At 68.6% G+C, this 12,036-nt stretch carries 14 protein-coding genes; 11 read left to right on the forward strand and 3 right to left on the reverse strand.

Annotated elements, in window-relative coordinates; genetic code table 11:
• Positions 1-70: 70 nt before the first annotated feature.
• The 3 genes from E6W39_RS28210 to E6W39_RS28220 all read left to right on the forward strand — a co-directional run bounded on the left by E6W39_RS28210 (position 71) and on the right by E6W39_RS28220 (position 2,201).
• The gene (locus tag E6W39_RS28210) at positions 71-415 is read left to right on the forward strand and encodes a hypothetical protein (RefSeq protein WP_141635889.1); all 345 of its coding nucleotides are present in this window, start codon (positions 71-73) and stop codon (positions 413-415) included.
• A gap of 262 nt (positions 416-677) precedes the next feature.
• The gene (locus E6W39_RS28215; RefSeq protein WP_228718390.1) at positions 678-1,001 is read left to right on the forward strand and encodes a hypothetical protein; all 324 of its coding nucleotides are present in this window, start codon (positions 678-680) and stop codon (positions 999-1,001) included.
• A gap of 456 nt (positions 1,002-1,457) precedes the next feature.
• Complete coding sequence (locus E6W39_RS28220; protein ID WP_141635890.1) at positions 1,458-2,201, forward strand: hypothetical protein; 744 nt, start codon at positions 1,458-1,460, stop codon at positions 2,199-2,201.
• A 278-nt stretch (positions 2,202-2,479) separates the two neighbouring features.
• On the opposite strand, the gene E6W39_RS28225 is transcribed toward E6W39_RS28220, so the two are convergent.
• Positions 2,480-3,256, reverse strand: a complete 777-nt coding sequence (locus tag E6W39_RS28225; RefSeq protein WP_141635891.1) for a GntR family transcriptional regulator — start codon at positions 3,254-3,256, stop codon at positions 2,480-2,482.
• A gap of 265 nt (positions 3,257-3,521) precedes the next feature.
• Between E6W39_RS28225 and E6W39_RS28230 the strand changes: the two genes are divergently transcribed.
• The 5 genes from E6W39_RS28230 to E6W39_RS28250 are packed head-to-tail and all read left to right on the forward strand — an operon-like array spanning position 3,522 to position 7,042.
• Entirely contained in the window at positions 3,522-3,890 is a 369-nt protein-coding gene (locus tag E6W39_RS28230) for an SCO3933 family regulatory protein (RefSeq protein ID WP_141635892.1), read from the forward strand.
• Positions 3,887-4,102 (forward strand): hypothetical protein, encoded by a 216-nt coding sequence (locus tag E6W39_RS28235; RefSeq protein WP_141635893.1) that lies wholly within the window; start codon positions 3,887-3,889, stop codon positions 4,100-4,102. Before E6W39_RS28230 ends, E6W39_RS28235 begins: the two co-directional genes overlap by 4 nt.
• A complete protein-coding gene (locus tag E6W39_RS28240; RefSeq protein WP_141635894.1) occupies positions 4,102-5,385 on the forward strand; it encodes an FtsK/SpoIIIE domain-containing protein in 1,284 nt (427 codons plus the stop codon). The genes E6W39_RS28235 and E6W39_RS28240 overlap by 1 nt, the downstream gene beginning before the upstream one ends.
• The gene (locus E6W39_RS28245) at positions 5,382-5,573 is read left to right on the forward strand and encodes a hypothetical protein (RefSeq protein WP_141635895.1); all 192 of its coding nucleotides are present in this window, start codon (positions 5,382-5,384) and stop codon (positions 5,571-5,573) included. Before E6W39_RS28240 ends, E6W39_RS28245 begins: the two co-directional genes overlap by 4 nt.
• Before the next feature lie 14 nt (positions 5,574-5,587).
• On the forward strand, positions 5,588-7,042 hold the full coding sequence (locus E6W39_RS28250) for an FAM166 family protein (protein WP_228718391.1): 1,455 nt from the start codon (positions 5,588-5,590) through the stop codon (positions 7,040-7,042).
• A gap of 133 nt (positions 7,043-7,175) precedes the next feature.
• On the opposite strand, the gene E6W39_RS28255 is transcribed toward E6W39_RS28250, so the two are convergent.
• On the reverse strand, positions 7,176-8,864 hold the full coding sequence (locus E6W39_RS28255; RefSeq protein ID WP_141635896.1) for a recombinase family protein: 1,689 nt from the start codon (positions 8,862-8,864) through the stop codon (positions 7,176-7,178).
• A 313-nt stretch (positions 8,865-9,177) separates the two neighbouring features.
• On the opposite strand from E6W39_RS28255, the gene E6W39_RS28260 reads away from it, so the two are divergent.
• Positions 9,178-9,633, forward strand: a complete 456-nt coding sequence (locus tag E6W39_RS28260; RefSeq protein WP_141635897.1) for a hypothetical protein — start codon at positions 9,178-9,180, stop codon at positions 9,631-9,633.
• A 99-nt stretch (positions 9,634-9,732) separates the two neighbouring features.
• On the forward strand, positions 9,733-10,194 hold the full coding sequence (locus E6W39_RS28265; RefSeq protein WP_141635898.1) for a hypothetical protein: 462 nt from the start codon (positions 9,733-9,735) through the stop codon (positions 10,192-10,194).
• 71 nt (positions 10,195-10,265) lie between these two features.
• On the opposite strand, the gene E6W39_RS28270 is transcribed toward E6W39_RS28265, so the two are convergent.
• Positions 10,266-10,700 carry a serine/threonine protein kinase gene (locus E6W39_RS28270; RefSeq protein WP_141635899.1) on the reverse strand — a complete coding sequence of 145 codons (435 nt, stop codon included), beginning with the start codon at positions 10,698-10,700 and terminating at the stop codon, positions 10,266-10,268.
• A gap of 237 nt (positions 10,701-10,937) precedes the next feature.
• Between E6W39_RS28270 and E6W39_RS28275 the strand changes: the two genes are divergently transcribed.
• On the forward strand, positions 10,938-11,741 hold the full coding sequence (locus tag E6W39_RS28275; protein WP_141635900.1) for a TIGR03936 family radical SAM-associated protein: 804 nt from the start codon (positions 10,938-10,940) through the stop codon (positions 11,739-11,741).
• The last annotated feature ends 295 nt before the right edge of the window (positions 11,742-12,036 follow it).

The following is a 12,036-nucleotide window of genomic DNA, read 5'->3' on the forward strand; positions in this document are numbered from 1 at the left end:
GGTTCCGGGTCGGCATCCGCTTGGTGGTCGTTCATGCTCACCACCCTCGACGGTCCGAGGAGGGTAAGTCGTGATCACTGAGAAGGAGTTGGGTCCAGTGGCGGTGCAGTGGTGCAGCGATGCCCAGCCGGTGACCTTCGCGCACTTGGCGGCGGCTTTGGCAGCGGCAAGGGAGGGACTGGACCTGCTCCCGCTCTCCAAGACGGAGCATCGGTGGCTGGATGCCATGCTGGCCGGGGAAGACGCGGAGGCCTGGGCGGCCAAGAACCTGGAGCAGCGCGGCATCTGGACGGTGCCCTACCAGGTCGGCGCCATCATCAATGAGCTGATTATCCGGCCGGTATCTGAAGATGCCGGCGGCCGCGAGAGGGGACAGGCGCTGCCGGGAGATCCGGTTGGCCCGCCGGGCCCGTGATGAGCTGGATGCGGCTGGCCGTGCTTGTGCCGGTCGGCCGTGTCCTTGAGTCCGGGTGTGGTGGGCGGTATCCACCCGGGCTCGTCCTCCTGAGATGTGGCTGAGGGAGGACAGGAACCGGACCACCCCGTTTCCTTGGCGGGAGGGGTGGTCCGGTGGGTGTGAACCCGGTGCCGATGGTACCGGGCAGTTCGGCATGTCCGTGCACGCAGTGCCATTTGGCGGCTACTGGTCATCTGAAGTTGGTTCCGAACCAGGGGAGTTGAGGGCGCTGAACGAGCACGGAGAGACCGCCGGCGGCTGGGGTCAGGAGCTGGACCCGGAGGCTTGGCTGTGGCTCGCCGGAGTTGACTACGTCTCAGGTTGGCGAGCGGCCCGGATTGCGGCCACCGACGTCAATGCGCTGCTGGCCCAGTGTGGCGTTGAGCGGGCGCAGCTGCGGGCAGTGGCGGCCACGGACGAACAGGGGCGCGGCTTCGTGAAGCTGGTGGGGCTGCCGCAGGGCTGGCTCCGGCTGGAGGAGCTGCTGCAGATCGCCGCCACCTACCACCCCGAGAACCAGCGCAAGTTGACCGATCGCCACTAACCGGGAAAGCCTGCGCGCGTGGGAGGTGGCGGGGACTCCTGGACGGTGCGCTCGCGAGGGTTGACCGTGACTGATCTTCGCGAGTTGACACCATCCAGGAGGCCCCGACTGTGTAGTTGGCGTATTGCGGTACACACCTGCGCCGTCCGGTAGGGAAGGTGGCTAGCCACTCGACCGGATGAGCGTGGAAAGGGCCCCTGGGCCCGTGTCCGGCGGCAGCCGGACTTCCGCGATCGGCGCAGTAACCTCCAGTGACCACGGCGCGCAAGCCACGCCTTGGCGCTCAGCCCGGGTGGCGGAAGCGGCACGACCGGATCTCGAACGTCTCACTCATGGTTGAGCTTGAGTCGATGGATGGGGCTCGTTGTGCTCGGTTCTTTGGAATGCTGGGCTCATTGTCGGGCACGGGAGCTGGGGAGCGCATAGGTGAGTTGGCGAAAGCGGCTGATAGCCCCGGTGATCTCGACTGTGGCGCTGGGAATCGGTGCCATCCACCTTGTTAAGCCGGACGTGAAGATCGACGGAGTCACGCTGGTCCTGGCCGTGATCGCGCTGGTGCCATGGCTGGGCGATCTGTTCGAGAGTATTGAGCTTCCCGGTGGTGCGAAGCTCCAGTACCGCAAGCTGGAGGAGCGCTTGGAGGCTGCCGAACAGCGGGCCGAGGAAGTACAGCTGGCCGTGACCGACGCGAGTCGCCAGGCGCGAGTCGCGCTGGTGGCCTCTGCGAACGAGAGTGTCCGAGAGGAGGGCGCGGACGAGGCGGTCAGGCGGCTCCTGGATGAGTTCACCAACCTGCGGCGCAGCACGCCTTCCGGCCCAGCGCGGACCTACCGTCAGGAGCTGATCTTCGCCGAGTTGATCAAGCTCGCACCGCAACTGGCCGATTTCGACATCGCTGGCGCCCTCGGCTCGGCGGACGATGCTAGCCGGCTGACCGCCTACGCTCGCCTGTATGCCTGTCCGGAGGGGGATTTCCTGCCGACTCTCGTGGAGGCGGCCGCTGAGGAGGTCATCCCGTTCGGGCAGTTTTGGGCGTTGCGCGCGGTCAGTGCGGTGATCGACGCTGTCGGACCAGACAACGTGCAATTGGGAACGGTGCGGCGCCTACGCTCATGCCTGGCACGAATCCCGCAGAGTGCGGTGGATCGTGCCCACTTGTTGCGCGCGATCCTTGGGCGCCTGGAGGCCGCGGCTGACTGACTGTGTACCGGTCTCGTTGGCCGGCGCTGGCGTGCAGTGACCATCGGGAAACGCGGTCTATTCGTTGAAGCATGCGGCAACGGCGGCTCCGAGTGCTGTGGGGTGTTGTCGCGCGGGCGGCCCGGCGCCCGGCCCGGAACGGCCGCCAGGCCGCATGCCCGGCCGGGGCGCCGGGGGCGCCCGGCGGCGCGGCAGCGCCGCCCTTGAGTAAGTAGAGAAGGTATGCGACAGCCCCGGCCGCTGCGCTGGCGAACCGGGGCCTGTGGCTGCGCCTGCTGCTACCGGACTCCGGCCTTGGCGGGCGCCTCGGCGGCCTCGATGGTGAAGCCGACCGCGGTGGACTCGGCGCCGAGCAGGGTGCGCTCCAGCATGAGCGGCAGGCCCTGGGCCCGGTCCACCGTGACGCGGTGGGTCACCAGAAGGGCGGCGGCCTCGGAGAGTCGGAGCGATGTTCGCTCGTCGGGCTGCGGGATACGGGCGCTGATCTGCTCGCGCCAGGTGAGGTCGTGGCCGGCCTTGGCGAGGGTCGCGTAGGCCTTGGCCGGGGTCACTGCCGGTGTCCGCACGAGCGCGGTCTCACCCACGCGCTCAAGGGGGAGGATGAGGCGATGGAGCGCCCGGGTGCCGGTGGCCGGATCCTGGATGAGACGGTCGCAGACGATGGTCATCTCGTCCTCGTCCATGCCGAGCAGTGGCGCGGTGGTCGCGTCAGTGGCGGCCCGGTAGACGGTGGCCTCTTCCTTGCCCGTCCACCAGTGGTCCGTCGAGGTCTCGAAGCGGGTGCCGCGTCGGGTGATCGCCTGCTCGATTGTGGCGGCGGGGCCGTGGACGGCGCTGCGGACGAAGGTGCCCCGGCCCTGCTTGACGTCCAACAGGCCCTCGGTGCGGAGCGCGGCGACGGCCAGGCGCACCGTGGGGCGGGACACCCCATAGGTCCCGGCGAGATCGGTCTCGGTGGGCAGCTGGCTGCCCGGCTGCCACTGCCCTTGGGCAATGGACTCCCGCATGGCTGCGGCGACTTGCTTGTGCAGCGGCTCGTTCCGGATGACTGCCATCTGTGCGACCCCTTTGGCTGCGGGCGCCGGGGAGTGTCCCGCGTGGTGTGAGTGTCGTGGTGTCAGGTGTTTTGAGTGTGGTGTCTGGAGTGATCGTTTGCCCTGCTCGGGCGCTTCATCGATCTGTCGTTAGACGCTATGCGTTAAACGTAAGCATGAATCTCCTTGCATCCAGGGTCAAGCAGGTGCACCATCGATTCAGCAAAGGTAAGTACGTTTGACGACAGACGTCAGGCGCTGCCTTGGATGAGCGAGGAGTGCTCCCATGCAGTCGATCCCCGTGGACATCACCCGACTCGGCACGATGACCTGCATCGTGGCCCCGGAAGTGCGCTTGGCCAACAGGGAGACCGGTGAGGTCAAGACCAACCGAGAGGGTGTCCCGGTCTACACCGTGGGTGTGGCGGTCCGTCAGGAGGGACGCCGCGCCTCGATCATCGAGATCAGCGTGAACGGCGAACCGGTCGGCGTCGCCGAGGGCGTGCGAGTCACCGTCACCGGCCTGGTGGCCTTCTCCTGGGCCATGGGCGACCGGCACGGGATGTCGTTCCGCGCGGACTCGATCACACCCGCGCCGCCGGTCACCCCGCCGGCCACCACCGTGCCCGCCTCCCGTAAGGGCGGCGACGCGTGAACAGCAGCCGCATCCGGGTGCGGCTCCGCCTCCTCCTCGATGAGCTGGGCGACCTGGCTCCCGAGATCGACCCGTTCGCGTCGGACCGCACGAGCGGCCTGCTCTACCCGCACATCGCCACCCTTGCGGACACGGCTGCCGGATTGGCCAGGGACCTGGAGACCGACGCAAAGAACGAGCAAGCCGAGAATGGCGAACAGGAGGAAGCCTGATGGGAGTTCAGATCCTCTGGGCGGTGCTCCTGGTGGCCGTGGCCGCGCTGGCCATCGCCGCGCCTGGACTCCGCAGCAACCGTCCGGACGCGTGGTGGTGCCTGATCGGCTACCCGCTGTCGGTGATCCGCATCCTGGCCACCTGGCGCCGACTCACCACGACCATCGGCCTGGCCGTGCCCCGGCGGCCGGCCCGACTGCTGGTCGGCAGCGTCGTCCTCAAGGGCGATCCGCTCCGGCCGATCCCGCCCCGACGCAGCTTGCCGCGCCTGCGCCAGGGCGGCCTTGAAGCCACTGCGCGCCTTCACCCCGGGCAAGTCCCCGACGACTTCGCCCGGTTCACCGAAGCCATCGCCCACGCGTGGCGCGTCTTTGCGGTGCGGATCGTCCCCGTCGGGCGCGGGCATGTGCGTCTGGTCGCGCTCGCCTGGGATCCTTTGGCGTCGCCCAAGGTGCCCAGGGTCACGCAGTATGAGCCGCTGCGCGCGGTGGTGGGTCGTCGTGAGGACGGCGCGGTATGGGCGATCGACTTGCACCTCGTGCCGCACTGGTTTGTCGTCGGTGCCACCCAGTCCGGCAAGTCCACGCTGATCGCCGCTCTGGTGAAGCAACTCGCACCGCAACGAGTCGCGCTGTTCGGCATCGACCTCAAGGGCGGCCTCGAACTCTCGCTGTTCGAACCGCGGCTCTCCGCCCTGGCCCCGGATCGGTCGTCCGCCGGCCGGTTGCTGGCCCGCCTGGTCGCTGAGGTTGAGACCCGGATGGTGCTGTGCCGCAAGGCCGGTGTCCGCTCCAACAAGGATCTGCCCAAGCAGCTCCGTCGGCCGCCCATCGTGATCATCGTCGACGAGGTTGCCGAGCTGTACCTGATGGCCACCCGGGAGGAGAAGAACGAGGTCGGGGAGATCTCCACCAACCTCCTGCGGATCGCACAGCTCGGCGCCGCCCTGGACGCCCACCTCGTCATCGCCGGACAGCGGGTCGGCTCGGACCTCGGCCCCGGCGTCACCGCACTCCGTGCCCAACTGGGCGGCCGCGTCTGCCACCGCGTCAACGACCCCGGTACGGCGGAAATGGCACTCGGCGATCTCTCCAAGGAAGCCCTGGTTGCCGCCCAGCAGATCACTACGGCCGAACGGGGCGTCGCCGTCACCATCGGCGAGGACGGCCGCTGGATGCGAACTCGCTCGATCCACGTGACCCCCGAAGAGGCCCGACGGGTGGCCAAGAAGTACGCCCACCTCACCCCCGTGTGGCACGAAGAGGAAGGGACCTACCTGTGACCGTCGGCATCTCCCTGGTAGCCCTGCTCGGCATCGTCATCTACCTGCTGGTCCGCTCCGGCGAACTGCGCACCTGGCACGTCATCCTCACCAGCGTGTTCGGCTTCTACCTCGCCCGAACCCACCTCGGCGACCCGATCGGATCCGTCGTCGTCTGGGTCGTCACCGGCCTCACCCACACGGCCTGAGCGAGAAGCCCAACATGGTGACCGCCGACCCCTACCGCGACCCCGCCGCCCGCCGCGCCTACCTCGACCAGGAGGCGCGGCTGCGGGCTCTACCCGACATCGACCGCGACCTCGTCCGCCTGGGCCAACAGCCCGGCCTGAACCGGTGGCTGGACCAGATCCGCGCCACTGGAGGCTGCGCCGCCCCGATCTACCTCGCCGGTCAGTCCGTGACCACCGACGCGACTACCGGCGAGGTACTGCACTCCTACTCCACCGACGGCGAGCCCGGCTCCCGGCTCGCAGTGCGCTGCCGCAACCGCCGGGCCAGCCGCTGCCAACCCTGCTCCCGCGAGCACGCCGGGGACACCTTCCACCTAGTCCGCGCCGGCCTGGTCGGCGGCAAAGGTGTCCCCGACGAGGTACGAACCCACCCGCGGCTGTTCGCCACCCTCACAGCCCCGTCCTTCGGCAGCGTCCACCGGGCCGGCGCCTGCCACCCGGTTCGGCGCCGCCGCTGCCAGCACGGCTCCCCGCAGGGCTGCGGGCGATTCCACGACGGATCAGACCTGGCCGTAGGGCAACCGCTCTGCCCGGACTGCTACGACTACACCGCCCACATCCTGTGGAACGCACACGGCCCGGCACTCTGGAAAGCCTTCCGGGACAACCTCTACCACCACCTGGCCGCCCGTGCCGGGGTCGGCCGGAGCACCGTCCGGAAACTGCTCCGCGTCTCCGCTGCCAAGGTGACGGAGTACCAGAAGCGCGGCGTCGTCCACTTCCATGCTGTCATCCGCCTCGACGGCCCGACCGGACCGGACAGCTCCCCGCCGGCCTGGGCAACCAGCTCCACCCTGCTGGGCGCCGTCCCCTCGGCGGCAGCGGCAGTCAGCCTCACAGCACCCATCTCAGCCGCCTACGGCACCATCCCGCTTCGCTTCGGCACCCAGCTGGAAGCCCACGAGCTGACCATCCACCTCGGTCGCCGCCTGACCGATGAGGCCGTTGCCGCCTACATCGCCAAGTACACGAGCAAGAGCGTCGAATCCGCCGGCGCCGTCGACCACCGCATCAACTCCCTCGCCGACTTTGAGACCCTGCCCGTCACCCCACACGTCCGTGCCCTGATCGGTACCGCCTGGCGCCTCGGCAGCCTGCCCGAACTCCACCAACTCCGCCTACGCGCCTGGGCCCACATGCTCGGCTACCGCGGCCACTGCCTCACCAAGACCCGCGCCTTCTCGGCCACGTACACCGACCTCCGCGCCGCCCGCGCCGACCACACCCGCGGCCAACAGCTCTTCGCCGACTGGGACTCCGAGACCGTCACCGAATCCACCTGGCGCTACGTCGGCCAGGGCCACACCCCCGCAGAGCAACTGATCGCTGCCGGGATCGCCGAAGACCTCGCGGTGAACCGCAACGTGACGCGTGACGAGAGGAGGCACGACGACCATGGCTCTTGGCACCGAGCTGAACAGCCTTGACCTACGAGACTCGGCCGGTCGACCGCTCGTGATTGACAGTGAGATTGTCATCGTTGATGACGATGGGAACGAAGAACCATACGAGCCCGAAGCACTATGAAAATGTCCCCCGACAGTTGCCGGGGGACATTCGTCACAGGGGCTTCTCGAAGTCATCTTCCTTGATCACCAGACGCTGCCTGACGTCCTTGGGGATCAGCAGCTTCAGGTGGACCCTGGGGGCGCGCTGCCTCGGGATCTTCGTCCGGGTGACCTCGCACTTGATGCCCACCCTGAGCAGATCTGCCGCCATGGCCTCCATACCGCCGGCGTCCCAGCGGTCGCGGAAGGTCTGTCCGTCGTGGACGTTCACCCAGCGGTCCTTGGTCGTCTCGGGGTCGATGGCCTCAAGGTCGGCAATGAGTTTGTCCATGGTCTCCTGGGCCTGGTCCCGCGTGAAGCGCGTCTTGGTGAATCGGCCGCCGGGGGCAAGCCCCTCCATGTAGTAGGCGATTGCTTCCTCAAGGCGCTTCTGCTCCTTGCGCGCCTCCGCCCCCTGCGCGTACGACCTGATCTGTACTGGCTCGTCTCCCAGCACCGACAGAACGTCGAGCACGAGCTTGGCGTAGATGACGTCAGGGTTGGGCGCGCCCTGGCCGCCGCCCTTGCACTTTTGGCAGCGGAGGTAGGCGTACTTCCGGACCTGCTCGGTGGCTCCCCCTGTTGCCGCCTCAGCGTTATGAGCCTCATCGGCTGTGGAACGCTGAGCGGGGATGGTCTTGGTAGTCCGCTGAACCAGCATGTTGCTGTTGCAGTCGGCGCATGTGAGTACCCCGAGGAACTTCGTGGCACCGCCTGGCTGGCGTGTCGGCTGGCTGATGGACCGCCGATCCAAGGCGGCCTGCAGAGAGTCGAACTCCTCCTGAGTGAAGATCGGGGGCGCGACCCGAATCGGCCTACCGTCCAGGCCCAGGATGAGCTTCGAGCGACGGGCACCGGTGCTCTTGTCCTCTTCTACCCGGTAGCCGAGCAGAGCCGGATTCCTGAGCCGCCGTAGCAGTGTGGTGGTGGTCAGTCCGGGCCCGCACAGGCCGGCGCGCTTGAGTACCGCGGCCATCCGCCGCGCTGGTACGCCGCGAAGGGCCGCGCTCCTGCACCAGTGGAGTGCCCTGTGGGCATCGTCATCAATAGAGAGGACGACGTGCCCGGCCTCGTCCTCGTCGGTCATGTAGCCGTAGGTGGGCTTGCCCACCAGCCAATCGCTCTGGGTCTTGGTGTAGTCCCAGAGGTTGGTGACGCGGGTGCTGGTGTTGCTGGCCTCGATCTCAGCCAAGCCACCGATCACGGTGACCAGGATCTTCCCGATCGTCGTGGTGAGGTCGATCGGGTCGTTCTTGGAGATGAGGTTCTTCCCGTACTTCAGGCACCAGTCGATCATGGTGCTGAGATCCGAGAGTCGCCGGATGAAGCGGTCCATCTTCCAGAACATGAGGACGTCGAACTCGGGCACCCGGTTGTTGAGCCAGTCGCCCAGCTGCTTCCGCTTCCACGGCGGGACCTTCGTGGCGGACACGTTGAGATCGCTCGCCACGCCGATCACCCGATGGCCGAGCTCCCTGGCCAGGATCCTCAGGTCGAGTTCCTGGCGGACGGGTGAGGTCGTGTCCTCGGTAAGTACAGACAGCCGGACCGAGAGCAGCGCTCGCGGCGCGTCGTTCGGCAACAGAGACTCGGCGGCCTTCAGCTCGGCCAGGAGCTTCAGATCGGTCTCGGTCCACTCGGCCTCAACGGAGTACTGCTCGCGTGCTGCTGCGGAGCGCGCCCGCCCCCTGCGATTGCCCATGCACAGAGCGTAGGGATGAGTTTCGGGTTGTGTCGATATGCCCGCAGATGGACACCACCATCCAAATCGGCCCGACGGGCAAGAAGCTGCTGCCGCTGACGGTGGTCAACCAGGGCGCTGACCAGGCGAAGGGCGGCCAAGCCTGAGTGACGTCCGGCACGGGCTTTCCGGCGCCGGGCGGGTCACCCGATTGGGCGGCCCGCGCGGCGCCGGTCTCCGTGTGAGGGGCGATACGGCGGCGATACAGCGAGACGCCACACTCTCCGCGCGGCACGGCGATGGGTCGGCCGGGGTACGGAGAGGGGACAGGACCATGCGTTCGTTCATACGGAAGTTCGCCGTAGCCGCGGCGCTCGCGCTCGCCGCGGGCGGGGTGACGGTGGCCACGGCCGGCAGTGCGTCGGCGAGCGGGTGGGGCTGCTCGGGCACCGAGGTGGCGACGTACCCGGTCCAGCTCGGCAATGGCACGGTGTACAGCTACGTGCACCTGTTCTGGGACTCCTCGACGGGTTACAACTGCGCGGTCAACGTCAAGGTCGGCAGCATGTACGGCACTTTGGGCGAGACCCGGGTAGCGATCAGCGAGTGCACCGGTGACACCCCCGGCACCTGCGGCAGCACCGTCAACGAGCAGGTCCAGGACGCGAACTTCTACTACTACGCCGGCCCGGTCCGGGTCTACGGCCAGGGGCACTGCATCACGCTGGACGCCTCCACCTGGAACTACGACGCGGAGGCGACCTACAGCGGCGGCCCCTACCACTGCTGACCGGCCGGCTGACGATACGTCGGCGATACCTGCTGCGGCCAGACTCTCCGCTCGACGTGACGGCTGCTCAGCCGGGTTCGCAGAGTAGAGGAGAAGGTCATGCGTTCGTTCATGCGGAAGTTCGCCGTTGCCGGGGCGCTCGCGCTCGCCGCGGGCGGGGTGACGGTCGCCTCGGCCGGCAGTGCGTCGGCGAGCGGCTGGGGCTGCTCGGGCAGCGAGGTCGCGTCGTACAACGTGGTGTCCGGGGGAGGGGGGACGTGGAGCACCGTCCACCTGTTCTGGGACTCCTCGACGGGCTACAACTGCGCGGTCAACGTCAAGGCCAGCGGCCTGTACGGCGTCCAGACGATCACCAGCGTCACGATCAAGGAGTGCGGCGGCGACACCCCCAGCACCTGCAGCAACATCGTCGACACGCAGGACAACACCAACGAGTTCTACTACTACGCCGGCCCGGTCAAGGTGAACGGCCAGGGGCACTGCATCGAGCTGTCGGCCTACACCGAGAACACGCTCGGCGAGGCGGCGAGCTACAGCAGCAACGGCGGCTTCCACTGCTGATGCAGCCCGGAGCCGAGAGGTGAAACGGCCCGTCGGAGATCCGACGGGCCGTTCCGTTGGGGTGGGGAGGCTCAGCCGCAGTGGTTCGGGCCCTCGCTGAAGTGGCCCCAGTAGTCGCCGCCGCCCCAGTAGATGCACTGCCCCGGGGCGTACACCTTGACCGGGCCGGCGTAGTACGAGTAGTTGCCCGAGTCGGTCTGCGAGGCCGGCGGGTTGGGTGTGGTGCCCACCCAGGCGCTGGTCTCGGGGGTCGGCGAGCCCCAGGTGCCGCTGTTGTGCATGGTGACCACGCAGTCCCAGGCACCGTTGTACGAGAGGTAGACGGTCGACGAGTTGAGGACGGTGATCGCGTCGAGCGGCGCGTAGCCCGAGCCGCAGATCGCGGCGGCGCCGTACTTGTCGTCGGACACGGCGTTGGCGGGGGTGGTGAGGAACGCGGCCGTGACCAGCGAGGTGGCACCGAGCGTGACGGCTGCCCGCTTGGCGATGGACTTGCCCTTGAGCATGAGCGCCTCCCTCGTGAGTTCTGTGTGAAGCCGGGGAAGAGGAGACCAAAGCGCCGTATCGCGGCCGTATCGTCGGTGCTTTGGGCGGGCAGACCGGTAGCGCGTACCCTGTGACATTGACGTACGTTCCGAGCGGCCGCGGCGCACCGTGCCCGGCCGGCCGGGACCAGGCTTCTCACGAAGGACTGAACGACCCTGGCACGCCGCACCCCAGACGGTCCGCCGCCCGCGCCGACGGTGCAGCGCATCCGCCTGCGCTACACGAAGCGGGGCCGTCTGCGCTTCACAAGCCACCGTGACTTCCAGCGCGCGTTCGAGCGGGCGCTGCGCCGCTCGGCCGTGCCCATGGCGTATTCGGCAGGCTTCACCCCGCACCCCAAGGTCTCCTACGCGAACGCTGCGCCGACCGGGGTGGCCAGTGAGGCCGAGTACCTGGAGATCGGCCTGGCCGAGGTCCGGGACCCGGAGGCGCTCCGCGCGCAGCTGGACGATTCGCTGCCGATCGGCCTGGACATCGTGGCCGCGGTCGAGGTCCGCACCCCGAACTTCGCGGAGCGGCTGGAGGCCTCGCTCTGGGAGCTGCGGCTGCCGGAGGTCTCCGAGGAGGCGGCCGGGCGGGCGATCGAGCTGTTCCTGGGCGCGGAGAGCGTCGAGGTCGAACGCAAGACCAAGAACGGTGTGCGGGTCTTCGACGCGCGCGGTGCCGTGGCCGGGCTGGAACTGGTCCCGGCGCAGGTCGGACTTGGTCCGGTCGGGGAATCCGCAGTCACCTCCGATGTTCGTACCGGCCGACCCTGTGCGATACTGCGCCTGGTAGTACGACACGCCACACCCGCCGTACGACCAGACGACGTCTTGTCCGGTCTCCGTGCGACGGCCGACCTGGCGCTGCCGGTCCCCGCTGAGGTGACCAGGCTGGCGCAGGGGCCGCTCGATGAGGAGACCGGCACGGTGACCGACCCGCTGGCGCTCGACCGCGCTGCGGCCCCGGCCGTCCCATCGGAGGCGGCCGTCGAGCCGCAGGCCGCAGCGTCCGCCTAGCGGGCGGAGCCGGGGGCCGGAGTAACCAACCGGCCCCGCGCGCTCCGGGCCCCCGCGGCTCCCCAGGGGAGCGAGCGTCGTCGCGCACTGGCCGCTCCTGCGGTGGCCGCTCGACCCAACCACCGGGTCGGAGGCCCCAGGAGAACCGCGCCGCCCTCGGGCCGGCGAGGCCCGCCCCGGGAGCCACCCTGGGTTGTGGGGCTGCGCAGCTTGGGAAAACCTGAGAACGCTGGTCGGACCAGAAGACTTTCGACACCCCGCATCGTGCGGGGCGCCGAGCGAGACTACGAGCCCC

The organism is Kitasatospora acidiphila (genome assembly GCF_006636205.1).
Taxonomy (GTDB): Bacteria; Actinomycetota; Actinomycetes; order Streptomycetales; family Streptomycetaceae; genus Kitasatospora; species Kitasatospora acidiphila.